The organism is Klebsiella sp. H-Nf2 (assembly GCF_002806645.1).
Taxonomy (GTDB): domain Bacteria; phylum Pseudomonadota; class Gammaproteobacteria; order Enterobacterales; family Enterobacteriaceae; genus Klebsiella; species Klebsiella variicola.
This window is the reverse complement of sequence record NZ_PIBL01000001.1, coordinates 1219858-1237635: the sequence shown is the minus strand read 5'-3', so window position 1 is coordinate 1237635 and position 17778 is coordinate 1219858. Positions and strand designations below refer to the sequence as shown.

The following is a 17778-nucleotide window of genomic DNA, read 5'->3' as shown; positions in this document are numbered from 1 at the left end:
GACAGAACAATGAAATTCAGTGAACTGTGGTTACGCGAGTGGGTTAACCCGGCGATCGACAGCGAAGCGCTTTCCGATCAGATCACCATGGCGGGCCTCGAAGTCGACGGCGTTGAGCCGGTTGCCGGCAGCTTCAACGGCGTAGTGGTCGGTGAAGTGGTGGAGTGCGGCCAGCATCCAAATGCTGACAAACTGCGCGTCACCAAAGTCAACGTGGGCGGCGAACGCCTGCTGGATATCGTCTGCGGCGCGCCAAACTGCCGTCAGGGGCTGAAGGTTGCGGTTGCCACCATCGGCGCCGTGCTGCCGGGCGATTTTAAAATTAAAGCGGCGAAGCTGCGCGGTGAACCGTCAGAAGGGATGCTGTGCTCCTTCTCCGAGCTGGGTATTTCCGACGACCATAGCGGTATCATCGAACTGCCGGCGGATGCGCCGATCGGCACTGATATTCGTGAATACCTCAAGCTTGACGATAACACTATCGAAATCAGCGTCACGCCAAACCGTGCCGACTGCCTGGGTATCATCGGTGTGGCGCGCGATGTCGCTGTGCTGAACAAAGCGCCGCTGAACGCGCCGGAAATCACTCCGGTTGCCGCGACCATTGACGACGTGCTGCCGATTCAGGTTGACGCGCCGCAGGCGTGCCCGCGCTATCTGGGCCGCGTGGTGAAAGGCATCAACGTCAAAGCGCCGACCCCGCTGTGGATGAAAGAGAAGCTGCGTCGCTGCGGGATCCGCTCTATCGATGCAGTGGTTGACGTGACCAACTATGTGCTGCTTGAGCTGGGCCAGCCGATGCACGCCTTTGACCGCGACCGTATCGAAGGCGGGATCGTGGTGCGCATGGCGAAAGAGGGTGAAACCCTGGTGCTGCTCGATGGCTCTGAAGCGAAGCTCGACAGCGACACCCTGGTCATTGCTGACCATAACAAAGCGCTGGCGATGGGCGGGATCTTCGGCGGGGAACACTCCGGTGTTAACGACGAAACCCAGAACGTGCTGCTGGAGTGTGCCTTCTTCAGCCCGCTGTCCATTACCGGCCGCGCGCGCCGTCACGGCCTGCACACCGATGCCTCTCATCGCTATGAGCGCGGCGTCGATCCGGCGCTGCAGTATAAAGCGCTGGAGCGTGCCACGCGTCTGCTGATCGACCTCTGTGGCGGTGAAGCTGGCCCGGTGATCGACGTGACCCACGAAGAGACCCTGCCAAAACGCGCCACCATTACCCTGCGTCGTAGCAAACTGGATCGCCTGATTGGCCACCATATCGATGACGCGCAGGTCACCGACATTCTGCAGCGCCTCGGCTGTGAAGTGACGGTGGGTCAGGGCGAGTGGCAGGCAGTCGCCCCGAGCTGGCGTTTCGACATGGAGATCGAAGAAGATCTGGTCGAAGAAGTGGCTCGCGTTTATGGCTACAACAACATTCCTGATGAGCCAGTACAGGCGGGTCTGATCATGGGTACCCACCGTGAAGCTGACCTGTCGCTGAAGCGCGTGAAAACGCTGCTGAACGACAAAGGCTATCAGGAAGTGATCACCTACAGCTTTGTTGACCCGAAAGTCCAGCAGCTGATCCACGCCGGGGAAGAGGCGCTGATCCTGCCAAGCCCGATCTCCAGTGAAATGTCGGCGATGCGTCTGTCGCTGTGGACTGGCCTGCTGGGGACCGTGGTCTACAACCAGAACCGTCAGCAGAGCCGTGTGCGCATCTTTGAGAGCGGCCTGCGCTTCGTGCCAGATACTCAGGCACCGCTGGGCATTCGTCAGGATGTGATGCTGGCCGGGGCGATCTGCGGCAACCGTTACGAAGAGCACTGGACGCTGGCGAAAGAGACGGTCGATTTCTATGATCTGAAGGGCGATCTGGAATCCGTTCTGGATTTAACCGGTAAATTGGCCGACATCGAGTTCCGTGGCGAAGCGATAACAGCGCTGCATCCAGGCCAATCCGCAGCGATTTATCTTAAAGGTGAACGCATTGGTTTCATTGGGGTTGTTCATCCGGAGCTGGAACGTAAACTGGATCTGAACGGTCGCACTCTGGTGTTCGAACTGGAGTGGAACAAGCTCGCAGACCGCGTGGTGCCTCAGGCGCGCGATATTTCCCGCTTCCCGGCGAACCGTCGCGACATCGCGGTACTGGTCGCTGAAAACGTGGCTGCTGCCGATGTTTTAGCCGAATGTAAGAAAGTTGGCGTAAATCAGGTAGTTGGCGTAAACTTATTTGACGTGTACCGTGGTAAAGGTGTGGCGGAAGGGTATAAGAGCCTTGCGATTAGCCTGATCCTGCAGGATACCAGCCGTACACTCGAAGAAGAGGAGATTGCCGCTACCGTTGCCAGATGTGTAGAGGCATTAAAAGAGCGATTCCAGGCATCATTGAGGGATTGAACCTATGGCGCTTACAAAAGCTGAAATGTCAGAATATCTGTTTGATAAGCTTGGGCTTAGCAAGCGGGATGCCAAAGAACTGGTCGAGTTGTTTTTCGAAGAGATCCGTCGTGCTCTGGAAAACGGAGAACAGGTCAAACTCTCCGGGTTCGGCAACTTCGATTTGCGGGATAAAAACCAACGCCCGGGACGTAACCCGAAGACGGGGGAGGATATTCCCATTACAGCCCGGCGCGTGGTGACCTTCAGACCCGGTCAGAAGCTGAAAAGCCGTGTCGAAAACGCGTCACCGAAAGACAAATAATCTGAACTAATTAAAAAGGCCGCATTGCGGCCTTTTTCTTTTCTATACGTCCTTACGCTTTGACGGCGGTGAGCATGATCTCCACCAGGATATCCGGTCGCGCCATCTCTGCCTGAACGGTTGCTCGCGCCGGGCTCTGGCCTTCCGGCATCCACTGTACCCACACGTCATTGAATGCGACAAAATCACGTTCGATATCTTTCAGCCAGATCTGCGCGGAGAGAATTTGTCGCTTATCGCTCCCGGCAGCCGCCAGCAGGGCGTCGATCTTCTCCAGCACTTCGCGGGTTTGTAAAACGATATCGTCTTCGCTGCTTTTTGGCGTCTGTCCGGAGAGGAACAGCAGATTGCCATACTCAACGCTGGCGGAAAGGCGAGGTTGTGGATTATTGCGAATAATGGTCATGCGGTTTGTTTCCATGTGAGACCTTCTAAAGAAATAGTGGGTGCCTGATTGTCGATTAACGCGCCCAGCACCACCGCGCTGCCGGCGGCGAGGGTAAAGCCGAGACTACCCTGGCCGAGGTTCATCCACAGATTGGGGTATCCGGCGCGCCCCAGCATCGGCGGGCCTGCTGGTGTTGACGGACGCATGCCGGTCCAGGCTTCGGCCTTGTCCAGCCCTTCGAGTTCGGGAAAGCTGCGGGCAACGATGTTTTTCAGCGCCTGAATGCGGCTCTCGCGCAGTTCGTCGCCGTCGTAGCCGATGTCCACCATCGCCGCGATGCGCAGTTGTTGGCCAAGGCGGGCATACACGATTTTGTGCCCGTAATCGGTGACGCTGATGTTCGGGGCAATTCCTGCTTTCTCAGGATAGGGCAGGGTCAGGCTGTACCCCTTCAGGGCGCACAGCGGCACGTGAACGCCCAGATGCCCAAGCAGAGGACCGCTACCGTTACCGGCGGCGACGACATAATCATCACCGGTGATGGTTCCCCGGCTGGTCTCCAGCGAACTGATGCGTCCGCCGCGCTTATTGAGCCGCTGCACCTCACAGTGGGTCAGCAGGCTAAATTCGTTGCTGGCATTGAGCTTGTCGAGCAGGGCAAGGCAGAACTGATGGCAATCTGCCGTTTCATCGCCCGGCGAATAAATTCCGCCCTGCAGCGAAGGGCTGATATGTCTGAGTGCCGGCTCCAGCTGCAGACAGGCTTCAGCATTCAGCGCTTGCTGATACTGAGGATCTATTCCTTTTGCCGCTTTATTAAAATCATATTCGCGGCGATGGATAATTAATTTACCGCTGCGCCGCCAGTGAAAATCGGCAAGATTATCCTCATCCAGCCACGACTGCATGACCTGACGGCTGAGCAACGACAGGCGCAGAATATGATCGCCGTTCATTTTATTGGTCTGGCTATTACAGGCACGCAGGAACTGCAGCAGCCAGCGCCACTGCTGGAAAGACATCTTAAGACGCATATTCAGCGGCGAATCGGCTTTGCCCATCCATTTAATCCCCTGCAGGGGAACGCCGCTATCGGCAAGGGGGGCAACGTAGCGATAACTTAATTGTCCGCCGTTAGCAAAACTGGTGGCACTGCCCGGTTCGGCATTGCGCTCCAGTAATTGCACCTGATGGCCGCGCTTAATCAGTTCCCAGGCCGTGGCCAGACCGACCACGCCGCCGCCGATAATGACAATGCGTTTGTTCATAACCCGATATATCCACCGCTGATCAATTTATCGGGTTATGTCAAAGCATTTACCCCAGCGGCGCAATTGACTTTTTATGGTCAGGGTATAACCGCAGGTTAATCTCCTTGAGTTGCTGGCGCAGACGCTGGCAGAGAAAATCGACGAACTTTTGCGCCATTGGACTCAGCGAAACATCGGCCCGGCGCAGCAGGCAGAGGTTGATGGCAATCGGCGGCGTAATGGGGTGGATCATCTCGGGATCCAGGTTGTGCTGGGCAGAAAAGATATCAGTGATGCTGCAGCCCATGCCGCGCTTCACGAACTCGGTGGCCATATAGTAGGTCTGGACGTTAAGCCGGGTGGTGGAAAAGTCGCGACGGGTGGCGATGGCGGCTGAGAGCGAGTGCGGCCCTGGCGAGATCCAGCGCTGCTGGTCGATCTGGCTGATGTCCACCGCCCCCTGACGATAATGACGGTCGATGTACACCAGTGGCACTTCGGCAATCAGGGTAGTGAGGATCTCTCCCTGCTGCACCGGCTGCAGCGTCAGCGCTAAATCTATCTCACGTAAATCCAGTTTCCTGACCAGCGTCTCGGTGTGCTCGGTGGTGAGCGTCATCACCAGGTTGCTGTTTTGCTGATAAAAGTCGGTCACCAGCTCTGGCACCAGGCTTAATCCCAGACTCGGCAGGCAGCCTAAGGTGATTTTGGCGCGCGGATCGCGGGCCAGGTTTTCGGCCAGCAGACGCAGATTATCGAGGTCCTGATAGATGCTCTGCGCTTTTTCGAAAAGTGTGATCGCCTCGCTGGTCGGCAGCAGCTTGCCGCGCACCCGCTGAAAGAGGGTAAAGCCCAGCTTCATCTCGGCGCTTTTTAACGCTTTGCTGGCCGCTGGCTGGGAGATATTGAGCGCTTCCGCCGCCCGTGACAGCGAGCCGCAGGTCATTACGGCATGAAAGATTTCCAGATGACGCAGTTTCATGAACAGTTAACTCAGGGTTATAGCCTACCGATAAAAAGTCATTTTCCACTAACACCAAGTTAACATAAATTTAATCTCCAATCAGCGCTCCGGTTACATATTGTGCTGTAGACCCCGCCTGATGGCGGAATATTACGCTCTCAGAATCTATTCCTTTGTACCCAAACGCACCCTCAGGCTCGCGGCCAATAATGAAAAAGAGGGCGGATGTTTTCTGAGCAGGCCCCAATACACCACCTGACCTTTACGGTCGGATTGATTGGCATTAAGGAGTGTTATGAGTGACTCAACGCTCACAGGCAATGCGCCTGTCAGACGAAATATCACGCGGAAAAACGTTATTATTGGTCTGTTATTGCTGCTGTTCGTGTTGATCGCGCTATGGTGCCACGGTCGTCCGGGCAGCGAGCTTGGCCTGCTGGGATTTACGCCGCTGGTGGCGCTAGCGATATTATCGCTCATCGGCGTTGATATTGTGCTGGCGGTGATCTCCTCGATTATTATCGCCATGATAATGACCTCGACCGGCCTGCCGGAAATGGGCACGATGCTGGCGAAATCCACCGGGTCATTTATCGCCACCGTAGGGCTTATCATTATGCTCGGCGCCGGCGTGGGGGAAGTGGCCACCCGCACCGGCGCAGCGGTTGAGCTGGTGAAATTCGTGGTCCATCGTATTGGGCTGTCGAGCCAGACGCGGGTTAAGTTCGGCATTGTGGTGTCATCAATTTTAATTTGTGGTTCGCTGGGCACCATGGCCGGTGGTAACGCCATTATCGTGGCCGTGATCATTCCGGTGGCGGCAGCGGTACGCTTAACGCCGCCGACGGTCGCCGCGCTGATGATGACCGCCGGCTCCGTTGGGCTATTTACCGGGCCCTTCACCCCCAGCACCGTGACGATCCTCAGCCTCGGCGGGTTGAGCTATCCGGATTATCTGCTGTACGTCGGTCTGCCGATGAGTGCGGTGACGCTGCTGGCCGGCTGGGTCATGGCGGGGCGGATCCAGAAGATGACCGAAGGCAAACTGCGCTATGACGTCGATCTCTCGGAAAAGCCGAAAGAGGATCTCAGCGCCGCGCAGCAGCGTCGGCGTAAATTAAGCGCGCTGGCCTTCGCCGCGACGATCATTGTGATGGCGGTGGTTGGCGTGGTGATCAAAGCCGGATTCAGCTTTGCGATTATCGTGATGCTGCTGGTGGCGCTGATGACCGGGCTGGTAGGCGGCCTGAGGCCGACGCAGATCCTGCAGGCGCTATATCACGGTTGCGGCCGTCTGGTGTGGATGTTTATCCTCTACTGGCTGTATAACCCAATCCTTGAACTGATGGATGGTCTGCATGCCTATCAGGGGCTGCTGGAGTATACCCAACCGCTGCTTGAGGGGATCTCCCCGGCCTGGCTGTGCTTTAGCATCTTCGCGTTCAATATTATCGGCCATGTGCCCGGTGCGGCGGTGGCACAGATGACGTTTACCCATAAAATCTTTGGCCCGATGCTGATGGCCGCCGGCGTGCCGCCGCAGGGGACCACCGCGGTGCTGCTGGCCTCGTCTCAGGTGGACTGGTTCGGTCCGTTTCCCTCATCGGACATGTTCGGCCAGATGGGGCTGGCGCAGTCAACGCATCTGAAATATATGCTCTATAACGGCTGGGCAATCGTGGTGGCGAATATCATTCTCTTTGCGCTGCTGTTTCAGATCCTGGTGTGACGAACGACCGCCGACGCGGGGGAGGTCTTCCTCCGCGTCGACGAACGGGCGCGAGGTTTTCCTTTTCTCACCGGGACACCCACCGTAAAATCAGTCTCTTGTTCCCACTGCGTAATGGAATCTATGCTGACTCTCGCCCATCTTCAACAGCGCCGCAGCCGGCGTTGGCTCTTTGGATTAACGCTGTTGCTCCTGGTCACGCTACTGATCAGCCTGTGCGCGGGCGATCAATGGATCCCGCCTGGAGAATGGCTGAGCGCGAAAGGCCAGTTGTTCATCTGGCAGATCCGCCTGCCGCGAACCCTGGCGGTGGTGCTGGTGGGGGCGGCGCTGGCGCTCTCCGGGGCGATTATGCAGGCACTGTTTGAAAATCCGCTGGCGGAGCCGGGTCTGCTGGGCGTCTCCAACGGGGCGGGCGTCGGGCTGATTGCCGCCGTCCTGCTGGGGAAAGGGGTCTTGCCCGGCTGGGCGCTCGGCCTGTGCGCGATCCTCGGCGCGCTGCTGATCACCTTTATTCTGCTGCGTTTTGCCCGCCGCCATCTGTCTACCAGTCGTCTCCTGCTGGCGGGGGTGGCGCTGGGGATCATCTGCAGCGCCCTGATGACCTGGGCGGTCTACTTCTCCACCTCTTTTGACCTGCGTCAGCTGATGTACTGGATGATGGGCGGGTTTGGCGGCGTCGACTGGCAGCAGTTGTGGTTGATGATAGCCCTCCTGCCGGTTCTCTGCTGGGTCTGTCTGCAGTCGCAACCCCTGAATTTACTGGCGCTGGGCGAGGTCTCCGCTCGTCAGCTCGGGCTGCCGCTGTGGCTATGGCGCAAGCTGCTGGTGGTGGCGACCGGATGGTTGGTCGGCGTTAGCGTGGCGCTGGCGGGGGCAATTGGCTTTATCGGCCTGGTGATCCCGCACATTCTGCGATTATGCGGCTTAAGCGATCACCGGGTGTTGCTCCCGGCCTGCATGCTGGCGGGGGCGAGCGCCTTGCTGGGGGCGGATATCATTGCCCGACTGGCGCTTTCCGCCGCAGAGCTGCCAATTGGCGTGGTGACGGCGACGCTGGGCGCGCCTGTATTTATCTGGTTGCTGCTGCGTTCGCGGGTGCGGGGATAGCGCGGCGCCGTCGGCAGGGACGGCGCCGGTTCAGGCTTACCAGCCTTTAATCGCGTCGCCTTTGTAGACTTCCTTCGCTTTTTCCGCGACTTCGCTGGTCTGGAAGGCGGCTTTCAGCTCCTGAATTTTCTTGCTGTCCTTATTATCCTCGCGGGCGACAATCGCATTCACGTACGGGGAATCCGGCCCCTCCATAAACAGACCGTCGCGGGCGGCCGACAGGCCCGCCTGAGCGGAGAAGTTGGTGTTAATAATTGACAGGCTGACGTTCGGATCATCAAGGGTACGGGTCAGCTGCGGGGTATCCACTTCAACAATTTTCAGCTGTTTCGGGTTGTCGATGATATCCAGCGTAGTGGGTAAATAGCCGACGCCCGGTTTCAGCTTGAGTAACCCCTGCGCCTGGAGCAGCAGCAGGCTGCGGCCCAGGGTAGTGGTTTCATTAGAAATGGTCACCGTCGCCCCATCGGGCAGTTCGCTGATGTTTTTGATCCGGTGAGAATAGGCGGCGATAGGGAAGACAAAGGTTTTACCGACCACCGCAAATTTATAGCCGCGCTCTTTCGACTGCGCCTCAAGGTACGGCAGGGTCTGGAAGGCGTTGGCATCCACATCTTTGTTGTTCAGCGCTTCGTTGGGCAGCACATAATCATTGAAGGAGACCACTTCGACGTCGAGATGATATTTATCCTTCGCCACCTGCTCCACCACTTTCCAGATGGCTTCGTCCGGCCCGGTATTGATAGCGACTTTCACTTTATTATCTTCATCCGGAGAGCAAGCGCTCAGCAGAGCGACAGAGGTGGCGATTAACGCCAGGCTAAACAACTTCTTCATCAATAAAACTCTCTTAAATTAACAAGTAACGAAACCATATTACATTACCGGGATACTGTACACGGAAATGGTCGACGGCCCAATTGAGAGGATTTCATGTTGCCGGCGGCCAGCGAAGCGCTGTTACATCATGCGACAACTCGGGGGGATTGGCAGTAGAATGGCGGCCGCTGAATCCGCTACAGTAGATAGGGATCACCTTCACCGGAAACCGGTTTATCCATTGAGGACAGGCTATGCAACATGACATTCTGAATACCGAAGTGACGACCATTGATGGCGAGAAAACCACCCTGGCATCCTTTGCCGGCAAGGTGCTGTTGATCGTCAATGTGGCCTCGAAATGCGGCCTGACGCCGCAGTATGAGCAACTCGAGGATCTGCAAAAGCAGTTTGCCGGCGAGGGCTTTAGCGTGCTGGGGTTCCCCTGCAACCAGTTCCTCGGCCAGGAGCCGGGCAGTGAAGAAGAGATTAAGACCTTCTGCAGCACCACCTACGGCGTCACCTTCCCGCTGTTCAGCAAAATTGACGTCAACGGTGAACATCGCGCGCCGTTGTATCAAAAACTGATTGCCGCCGCGCCGAAAGCGGTGGCCCCGGAAGGCAGCGGTTTTTATGAGCGGATGGCCAGCAAAGGCCGGGCGCCGCTGTATGTGGACGACATTCTGTGGAATTTCGAAAAATTCCTCGTCGATCGCCAGGGCAACGTCATTCAGCGCTTCTCTCCGGATATGACGCCGGACGATCCGCAGCTGGTGGCGGCGATTAAAGGAGCGCTGGCGAAATAATGGCGTTTCTGATGCAGCTACAGGATGTAGAGACGGCGGGGCGCCTGGCCCCGTTTTCTGCGGCTTTTCGCGCCGGGGAGATTGTCCACCTGGTGGGGCCGAACGGCGCAGGGAAGAGCACGCTGCTGACCCGCATGGCGGGGCTGTCCGACGGCCCCGGCACGGTTCATTTTAACGGCCGGCGGCTTGACGAGTGGCCGGCGACGGAGCTGGCGCGCCGTCGCGGATATCTGTGTCAACACCAGACTCCGCCATTCGCCATGCCGGTGTGGCACTACCTGGCGCTGCATATGCAGCAGCAGGGCGATAGCGCCCGTCTGAGCGATATCGCGGCCAGGCTTGGTCTGGACAATAAGCTGGGCCGTCAGGTCAACCAGCTTTCGGGCGGTGAGTGGCAGCGCGTGCGACTGGCGGCAGTGATCCTGCAGATCGATCCCTTGAGTCATCCCGCGGGTCAACTGCTGCTGCTGGATGAGCCGATGAACAGTCTGGATGTGGCTCAGCAGGCGGCGCTGGATCGGCTGTTACGTGAGCTGAGCGCGGCGGGTATTGCGGTGGTGATGAGCAGCCACGATCTCAACCATACCCTGCGCCATGCCGGACAAAGCTGGCTGCTCTGCCAGGGCGAAGCCATCGCCTGCGGAGAGACCGCCGAGGTGCTGAATGCGGAAAATTTAACCGCTGCCTATGCGATCCCGTTCCAGCGCGTGGAGGTGGCCGGTCATATTATGCTCATCGCGTCACAGTAGCACGCAGTCACCTTGTCAGTGTATTGATAAACAAGCTAAATTATTGCGATAAAGAGACTAGGGACAGAGGGATCATCTGAAATGCGCTTCTGGTTCATGTTGGCGGCGGCGTTAATTTTAGCCGGCTGCAGCAGCCATCGGGCACCGCCGCCGAATCCTCGGCTGGCTGACTCCATTACCGTGGTGGCGAATCTGAACGAGCAGCTGCGCAGCTGGCGTGGCGCGCCGTATCGCTACGGCGGCATGACGCCGCGCGGCGTTGACTGCTCCGGCTTCGTGGTGCGCACGTTTCGCGATAAATTTGCCCTCCAGCTGCCGCGTGAAACCCGCGAGCAGGCGGAAATCGGCACCCGTATCGATAAGCGCGATCTGCTGCCCGGCGATCTGGTGTTCTTCAAAACCGGCTCAGGGGAGAGCGGTTTGCACGTTGGCATCTACGATACCGACAACCAGTTTATCCATGCCTCCACCAGCCAGGGCGTCACCCGTTCCTCGCTGGATAACGTCTACTGGAACAAAAAGTTCTGGCAGGCGCGGCGCATCTGACGTCATTCAGAAGCAAGAGGGAAGTGAGCGCTTCCCTTTTTTCTGCCGATAACCCTGCACTCCGCCCGTGTTAATCCGCTGTTCGAGGCACTACACTGAAGGAAGGAGGAACCATGACCCTTTCTTTTACCACCCACTGGCGGGATGAACTGCCGGATTTTTACACTTCCCTGTCACCGACGCCGCTGGATAACGCCCGACTCATCTGGCGCAACGCCCCGCTGGCGCAACAGCTGGGGGTGCCCGACGCCCTGTTTGCGCCTGAAAGTGGGGCCGGCGTCTGGGGCGGCGAAGCGCTGCTTCCTGGCATGTCGCCGCTGGCGCAGGTTTACAGCGGCCATCAGTTTGGCGCCTGGGCCGGCCAGCTGGGCGACGGACGCGGGATCCTGCTCGGCGAGCAGCAGCTGGCGGATGGCCGCCGTTACGACTGGCATCTGAAAGGCGCTGGCCTGACCCCCTATTCGCGGATGGGGGACGGCCGCGCTGTACTGCGCTCGACGATCCGGGAAAGTCTGGCGTCAGAGGCGATGCACGCGCTGGGGATCCCGACGACGCGCGCCCTGGCGATGGTGACCAGCGATACGCCGGTCTACCGCGAGCGCGTGGAGGCTGGCGCGATGTTGATGCGGGTGGCCGAGAGCCATGTCCGCTTCGGCCATTTCGAACACTTTTACTATCGCCGTGAGCCGCAAAAGGTCCAGCAATTGGCCGACTATGTCATTCGCCACCACTGGCCGCAGCTGCAGGATGAGGCAGACAAGTATCTGTTATGGTTCCGTGACGTTGTCACGCGTACCGCACAGACCATCGCCAGCTGGCAAACCGTGGGCTTTGCCCATGGGGTGATGAATACCGACAATATGTCAATTCTCGGTCTGACCATCGACTACGGCCCGTATGGCTTCCTTGACGATTTTCAGCCGGACTTCATCTGCAACCACTCGGATTACCAAGGGCGCTACAGTTTTGAAAACCAGCCGGCGGTAGGGCTGTGGAATCTGCAGCGTCTGGCCCAGTCGCTGTCGCCGTTTATCAGCGCCGAAGCGCTGAACGCGGCGCTGGATGATTATCAGCACGCCTTGCTGACCACTTATGGCCAGCGGATGCGCGATAAACTCGGCCTGTTCAGCCAGCAGAAAGGGGATAACGACCTGCTGGACGGGCTGTTTGCCCTGATGATCCGTGAGAAGAGTGACTATACCCGAACGTTCCGCCAGCTGAGCCACAGCGAACAGCTCAGCGCCGCCTCGCCGCTGCGCGACGAGTTTATCGATCGGGCGGCTTTCGACAGCTGGTTTGCCGAGTATCGTGCGCGCCTGCGTGATGAACAGGTGGATGACGCGCAGCGCCAGCAGCGGATGCAGGGCGTAAATCCGGCGCTGGTGTTACGCAACTGGCTGGCGCAGCGGGCGATAGAGCAGGCCGAGGCGGGCGATATGGGCGAGCTGGAGCGCCTGCATGCCGCGCTGGCTGACCCCTTTACCGATCGCGAGGACGACTACGTCCGCCGCCCACCGGACTGGGGGAAACGTCTGGAAGTCAGCTGCTCGAGCTAACTCGCCTCGCCCCGCGCTCAGTGGGGCGCTTATTTGGTCAGAATTAACTTCCCGGCATGGGTCTGGCGCAGCAGATAGCGCTGGCCGCCATGTTCAATGACTACCCGTCCTTCGCTACCTAACAGAACCCGACTGCTGATCTGCCTGTCCGTCGCCACGGGATAGGGGGCATTGTCTTTTGGTTTTTCAGCTGTGGCAGTGTTATCCATACGCGTCATAGCTCTCAAAATAAAAATCAAAGCAACAATGATAATCATTATCAATAATGTTGTTTTTGACGGCAAGCGTTATTTGTCGTGTTACCGGATTTGGTAGGGGAGTCACCGAAGGAAATTGCCCGCCGCAGGCGCGACGGGCGGAGCGGTTACAGACGGGTGGCGGTGGCGGCGGCCAGCTCGCTCAATAACCTTTCGCTGTCATCCCAGCTCAGGCAGGGGTCGGTGATCGACTGGCCCCAGGTCAGCGGCTGGCCGGGGACCACTTTCTGGGTACCTTCCTGCAGGAAGCTCTCCGCCATAATCCCGGCGATGGCGGTGGAGCCCGCGCGAATTTGCTGACAGATATCGGCGCACACCTCCAGCTGACGACGGTGCTGCTTCTGGCAGTTACCATGGCTGAAGTCGACGACCAGCTGTTCCGGCAGATCGAATTCACGCAGCGCCTCGCCAGCGGCAGCAATATCCTCGGCATGATAGTTTGGCTGTTTGCCGCCGCGCATAATGATATGCCCGTACGGGTTGCCGCTGGTCTGGTAAATCGTCATTTGCCCCTGCTTGTCCGGGGAGAGGAACATATGGCTGGCGCGGGAGGCGCGGATGGCGTCCACCGCGATGCGCGTATTGCCATCGGTGCCGTTTTTAAACCCGACCGGGCAGGAGAGCGCTGAGGCCATCTCACGGTGGATCTGGCTTTCGGTGGTGCGCGCCCCGATGGCACCCCAGCTGATGAGATCGGCGATAAATTGACCGGTCACCATATCGAGAAACTCGGTGGCCGTCGGTACCCCCAGCTCATTAACCTGCAGCAGCAGGCGCCGCGCCAGCTCGATCCCGTGGTTGACCCGGTAGCTGCCGTTGAGATCCGGATCGGAGATTAAGCCTTTCCAGCCCACCACGGTACGGGGTTTTTCAAAATAGGTGCGCATCACGATCTCCAGCTGCGGCTGGTAGCGCTCGCGCATGCCCTGCAGGCGGCGGGCATATTCCATCGCCGCGTCGGTATCGTGAATGGAGCAGGGGCCGATAATCACCAGCAGGCGGCGGTCTTCGCCGTTGAGAATTTTTTCAATTCGGCGGCGGGAGGCCGAGACGTGGGCGGCCACGTCGGCCGTGACGGGATGGCGCTGGGCCAGTTCCGCGGGCGTTACCAGGCTCTCAATGCGCGCGGTACGCAATTCGTCTGTTTTATTCATTGGGGTCTCAAAAATCTGTTTCTTCCGCGGCGAAAATGCCGGGAAGTGATGCGCATCACGATAAACCAATCCCTGCTTATTGCAAGAGCAGGGCATGATCCTGTATAGGCCACGGGTGATAGCATAAACAAATTTTTAATAATGTACTAGTGTGTTAGTACATTCTGCGATTCAGCCCCATGATGTCCATGATTTTTGTCGCAATTTCCTCAACAGAATAATTGGTACTGTTCAGGCACGGGATTTTATTTTTGCGATACAGGGCCTCCACTTCGGTCACCTCCATTCGACACTGACGCAGAGAGGCGTAGCGGCTGTTTTCCCGACGCTCTTCGCGGATCGCCGCCAACCGTTCGGGGTTGATGGTCAGGCCGAACATCTTATGCTGCAGGGGTTTCAGCGACGCCGGCAGCACCAGATTGTCCATATCGTCGGCGATAAACGGATAGTTGGCGGCGCGAATGCCGTACTGCATGGCGAGGTACAGACTGGTGGGCGTCTTGCCGCAGCGCGACACGCCGAGAAGGATCACCTGGGCCTGATCGAGGTTACGCAGGGAGATGCCATCGTCGTGGGCGAGGGTGTAATCGATGGCGGCGATACGCGCATCATATTTAATCAGGTTGCCGGGGTTGAGCCCGTGGGTGCGGTGCGCCACTGGCGTCGGGTCGAGGTTGAGCTCCTGCTGCAGCGGGGCCACCAGCGCCTGCACGATGTCCTGACAAAAACCTTCGCTTTGCAGGATAATGTCGCGGATTTCCGGGATGACGATGGAATAGAACACCAGCGGACGAATGCCCGTTTGCTGATAGATGGCGTCGATCTGCTCCTTCACCGCCCGCGCGCGGCTGACGTTTTCGACAAACGGCAGAGTCACGCTGCTGATGGCGACCGGGAATTGCGACATCACGGCATGCCCCAGCACTTCTGCCGTAATGGCGGTACCGTCAGAAATATAAAATACGTGGCGATCTACAGCACTTTCCATTTTGACCATCCGGTATAATGAGTTTAATTGCCTGAATACGGATATTAAATTTAAGCATATCCCTGTTTGATTTGTCTCTTGTTAAAATTGAAACGCTATTTTTGTTTTTTATGAAAAGGGTGGTTCATTTTCTTTTTTTTGCCGTTATTTCCAGCGTTTTTCGTCATAATTCCTAAAAATCATTAAGTTAACTATATCGCGGGAACAGTCCGAAAATTGAAAAAATAATTTGCTTGAACGATTCACCGTTTTTTTCAGCCCCATAAATATGTCAGGATAATCCTGCAGTCGATCGTGAAATTTTTTTCACTGGTATTAAATCACAAAAGGATTGTCTCGATGTCCAACAATGGCTCGTCACCGCTGGTGCTTTGGTATAACCAACTCGGCATGAATGATGTAGACAGAGTTGGGGGCAAAAATGCCTCCCTTGGTGAAATGATTACAAACCTGTCCGGTATGGGTGTCTCCGTGCCTAACGGGTTTGCCACCACCGCTGATGCTTTTGATCAGTTCCTGAACCAAAGCGGTGTTAACCAGCGCATTTATGCACTGCTGGATGAAACCGACATTGACGACGTTTCCGCATTAGCGAAAGCGGGCGCGCAGATCCGTCAGTGGATCATCGACACCCCTTTCCAGAGCGAACTGGAAAACGCGATTCGCGATGCTTATGACCTGCTGTCCGCCGATGACGCCGAGGCCTCATTTGCCGTGCGTTCTTCCGCCACTGCGGAAGATATGCCGGACGCCTCCTTCGCCGGGCAGCAAGAGACATTCCTCAACGTGCAGGGCTTTGACGCCGTGCTCGTTGCCGTGAAGCACGTGTTTGCCTCACTGTTTAACGATCGCGCGATCTCCTATCGCGTGCATCAGGGTTACGATCACCGCGGCGTGGCGCTTTCTGCCGGGGTACAGAGGATGGTCCGCTCCGATCTGGCCTCCTCCGGCGTCATGTTCTCTATCGATACCGAGTCCGGCTTCGACCAGGTGGTGTTTATCACCTCGGCGTGGGGCCTCGGCGAGATGGTAGTGCAGGGCGCGGTGAACCCGGACGAATTCTACGTCCACAAGCCGACGCTGGCCGCTGGCCGCCCGGCTATCGTGCGCCGTACCATGGGGTCGAAAAAGATCCGCATGGTTTACGCACCGACCCAGGAGCACGGCAAGCAGGTGCGTATCGAAGATGTGCCGCAGGCGCAGCGTGATGTTTTCTCGTTAACCAACGAGGAAGTCGAAGAGCTGGCGAAGCAGGCGGTGCAGATCGAGAAGCACTACGGCCGTCCGATGGATATCGAATGGGCGAAAGATGGCCACACCGGTAAGCTGTTTATCGTCCAGGCGCGTCCGGAAACTGTGCGTTCCCGCGGCCTGGTGATGGAGCGGTATACCCTGCACGCTCAGGGGCAGATCATCGCCGAAGGGCGCGCCATCGGCCACCGTATCGGCGCCGGCCCGGTGAAGGTGATCCACGATATTAGTGAGATGAACCGCATTGAGCCAGGCGACGTGCTGGTTACCGACATGACCGACCCGGACTGGGAACCGATCATGAAGAAAGCCTCGGCGATCGTCACCAACCGCGGCGGACGTACCTGCCACGCGGCAATTATCGCCCGTGAGCTGGGGATCCCGGCGGTGGTCGGCTGCGGCGATGCCACCGATCGCATTCAGGAAAACCAGAACGTGACCGTCTCCTGCGCCGAAGGCGACACCGGCTATGTTTACGCCGAGCTGCTGGACTTCAGCGTCAAGAGCTCCAGCGTCGGCGAGATGCCTGATCTGCCGCTGAAGGTGATGATGAACGTCGGCAACCCGGATCGCGCCTTCGACTTCGCCTGCCTGCCGAACGAAGGCGTGGGGCTGGCGCGGCTGGAATTTATCATCAACCGTATGATTGGCGTTCACCCGCGCGCGCTGCTGGAGTTTGACGACCAGGAGCCGGGCCTGCAGAACGAAATCCGCGAGCTGATGAAAGGCTACGATTCGCCGAGAGAGTTCTACGTCGGCCGTCTGACTGAAGGGATCGCTACCCTTGGCGCCGCCTTCTACCCGAAACGGGTGATTGTGCGTCTTTCGGACTTTAAATCTAACGAATACGCCAACCTGGTGGGCGGCGAGCGTTATGAGCCGGAAGAAGAGAACCCGATGCTCGGCTTCCGCGGCGCCGGACGCTACGTTTCCGAAAGCTTCCGCGACTGCTTCGCGCTGGAGTGTGAAGCGATGAAGCGCGTGCGTAACGACATGGGGCTGACCAACGTCGAAGTGATGGTGCCGTTTGTGCGTACCGTCGCCCAGGCGAAAGCGGTGGTCGAAGAGCTGGAGCGTCAGGGGCTGAAGCGCGGCGAGAACGGGCTGAAGATCATTATGATGTGTGAGATCCCATCGAACGCCTTGCTGGCCGAGCAGTTCCTCGAGTACTTCGACGGCTTCTCCATCGGTTCGAACGACATGACCCAGCTGGCGCTCGGTCTGGATCGCGACTCCGGCGTGGTCTCTGAGCTGTTTGATGAGCGCAACGACGCGGTGAAAGCCCTGCTGTCGATGGCGATCCGCGCAGCGAAAAAACAGGGCAAATACGTCGGCATCTGCGGCCAGGGGCCGTCTGACCATGAAGATTTTGCCGCCTGGCTGATGGAGGAGGGGATTGATAGCCTGTCCCTGAACCCGGATACCGTGGTGCAAACCTGGTTAGGTCTGGCGGAACTGAAAAAATAAGTTCGCCCTAACAGCACCGATCCCCGGCAGCGATGCCGGGGAT

At 58.0% G+C, this 17778-nt stretch carries 17 protein-coding genes; 9 read left to right on the top strand and 8 right to left on the bottom strand.

The window, feature by feature from the left end:
- The first annotated feature begins 9 nt into the window (after nucleotides 1–9).
- Both pheT and ihfA read left to right on the top strand, forming a co-directional pair.
- Entirely contained in the window at nucleotides 10–2397 is a 2388-nt protein-coding gene (gene pheT, locus CWM58_RS06140; protein ID WP_100680530.1) for a phenylalanine--tRNA ligase subunit beta, read from the top strand.
- A gap of 4 nt (nucleotides 2398–2401) precedes the next feature.
- Nucleotides 2402–2701 carry an integration host factor subunit alpha gene (gene ihfA, locus CWM58_RS06135; RefSeq protein WP_002909098.1) on the top strand — a complete coding sequence of 100 codons (300 nt, stop codon included), beginning with the start codon at nucleotides 2402–2404 and terminating at the stop codon, nucleotides 2699–2701.
- A 52-nt stretch (nucleotides 2702–2753) separates the two neighbouring features.
- On the opposite strand, the gene CWM58_RS06130 is transcribed toward ihfA, so the two are convergent.
- From CWM58_RS06130 to CWM58_RS06120, 3 genes are read right to left on the bottom strand one after another with little or no spacing between them, the layout of a single operon-like run.
- Complete coding sequence (locus CWM58_RS06130) at nucleotides 2754–3107, bottom strand: RidA family protein (protein WP_100680529.1); 354 nt, start codon at nucleotides 3105–3107, stop codon at nucleotides 2754–2756.
- Nucleotides 3104–4369 (bottom strand): D-amino acid dehydrogenase, encoded by a 1266-nt coding sequence (locus CWM58_RS06125; RefSeq protein WP_342211444.1) that lies wholly within the window; start codon nucleotides 4367–4369, stop codon nucleotides 3104–3106. Before CWM58_RS06125 ends, CWM58_RS06130 begins: the two co-directional genes overlap by 4 nt.
- Nucleotides 4370–4406: 37 nt before the next feature.
- Nucleotides 4407–5321, bottom strand: a complete 915-nt coding sequence (locus CWM58_RS06120) for a LysR family transcriptional regulator (protein WP_061154227.1) — start codon at nucleotides 5319–5321, stop codon at nucleotides 4407–4409.
- A gap of 277 nt (nucleotides 5322–5598) precedes the next feature.
- On the opposite strand from CWM58_RS06120, the gene CWM58_RS06115 reads away from it, so the two are divergent.
- Together CWM58_RS06115 and btuC are read left to right on the top strand one after the other, a co-directional pair.
- On the top strand, nucleotides 5599–7032 hold the full coding sequence (locus CWM58_RS06115; protein ID WP_061154228.1) for a gluconate:proton symporter: 1434 nt from the start codon (nucleotides 5599–5601) through the stop codon (nucleotides 7030–7032).
- Nucleotides 7033–7155: 123 nt separating this feature from the next.
- Nucleotides 7156–8142, top strand: coding sequence for a vitamin B12 ABC transporter permease BtuC (gene btuC, locus CWM58_RS06110; RefSeq protein WP_100675432.1), 987 nt, complete (start codon nucleotides 7156–7158; stop codon nucleotides 8140–8142).
- Between the two features lie 36 nt (nucleotides 8143–8178).
- Here btuC and CWM58_RS06105 read toward each other — a convergent pair whose 3' ends face one another.
- The gene (locus tag CWM58_RS06105; protein WP_061154230.1) at nucleotides 8179–8979 is read right to left on the bottom strand and encodes a MetQ/NlpA family ABC transporter substrate-binding protein; all 801 of its coding nucleotides are present in this window, start codon (nucleotides 8977–8979) and stop codon (nucleotides 8179–8181) included.
- A 236-nt stretch (nucleotides 8980–9215) separates the two neighbouring features.
- Here CWM58_RS06105 and CWM58_RS06100 point away from each other — a divergent pair, with 236 nt between their 5' ends.
- The 4 genes from CWM58_RS06100 (at nucleotide 9216) to selO (ending at nucleotide 12618) form a co-directional block, all read left to right on the top strand.
- Entirely contained in the window at nucleotides 9216–9767 is a 552-nt protein-coding gene (locus CWM58_RS06100; protein WP_074385548.1) for a glutathione peroxidase, read from the top strand.
- Nucleotides 9767–10516 (top strand): vitamin B12 ABC transporter ATP-binding protein BtuD, encoded by a 750-nt coding sequence (gene btuD, locus CWM58_RS06095; RefSeq protein ID WP_100680527.1) that lies wholly within the window; start codon nucleotides 9767–9769, stop codon nucleotides 10514–10516. The genes CWM58_RS06100 and btuD overlap by 1 nt, the downstream gene beginning before the upstream one ends.
- Nucleotides 10517–10597: 81 nt before the next feature.
- Nucleotides 10598–11062 carry an NlpC/P60 family protein gene (locus CWM58_RS06090; protein ID WP_002909082.1) on the top strand — a complete coding sequence of 155 codons (465 nt, stop codon included), beginning with the start codon at nucleotides 10598–10600 and terminating at the stop codon, nucleotides 11060–11062.
- Nucleotides 11063–11175: 113 nt separating this feature from the next.
- Nucleotides 11176–12618: a protein adenylyltransferase SelO gene (gene selO, locus CWM58_RS06085; RefSeq protein WP_100680526.1), complete on the top strand. Its 1443-nt coding sequence runs from the start codon at nucleotides 11176–11178 to the stop codon at nucleotides 12616–12618.
- 29 nt (nucleotides 12619–12647) lie between these two features.
- Here selO and hemP read toward each other — a convergent pair whose 3' ends face one another.
- The 4 genes from hemP to CWM58_RS28405 all read right to left on the bottom strand — a co-directional run bounded on the left by hemP (nucleotide 12648) and on the right by CWM58_RS28405 (nucleotide 15281).
- The gene (gene hemP / locus CWM58_RS06080) at nucleotides 12648–12827 is read right to left on the bottom strand and encodes a hemin uptake protein HemP (RefSeq protein WP_023290103.1); all 180 of its coding nucleotides are present in this window, start codon (nucleotides 12825–12827) and stop codon (nucleotides 12648–12650) included.
- Between the two features lie 155 nt (nucleotides 12828–12982).
- Nucleotides 12983–14029, bottom strand: coding sequence for a 3-deoxy-7-phosphoheptulonate synthase AroH (aroH, locus tag CWM58_RS06075; protein ID WP_061156355.1), 1047 nt, complete (start codon nucleotides 14027–14029; stop codon nucleotides 12983–12985).
- Nucleotides 14030–14183: 154 nt separating this feature from the next.
- Nucleotides 14184–15017, bottom strand: a complete 834-nt coding sequence (locus tag CWM58_RS06070) for a pyruvate, water dikinase regulatory protein (RefSeq protein ID WP_044612763.1) — start codon at nucleotides 15015–15017, stop codon at nucleotides 14184–14186.
- Between the two features lie 144 nt (nucleotides 15018–15161).
- Nucleotides 15162–15281, bottom strand: a complete 120-nt coding sequence (locus tag CWM58_RS28405) for a hypothetical protein (protein WP_165785699.1) — start codon at nucleotides 15279–15281, stop codon at nucleotides 15162–15164.
- A gap of 75 nt (nucleotides 15282–15356) precedes the next feature.
- Here CWM58_RS28405 and ppsA point away from each other — a divergent pair, with 75 nt between their 5' ends.
- On the top strand, nucleotides 15357–17735 hold the full coding sequence (ppsA, locus tag CWM58_RS06065) for a phosphoenolpyruvate synthase (protein WP_100680525.1): 2379 nt from the start codon (nucleotides 15357–15359) through the stop codon (nucleotides 17733–17735).
- The last annotated feature ends 43 nt before the right edge of the window (nucleotides 17736–17778 follow it).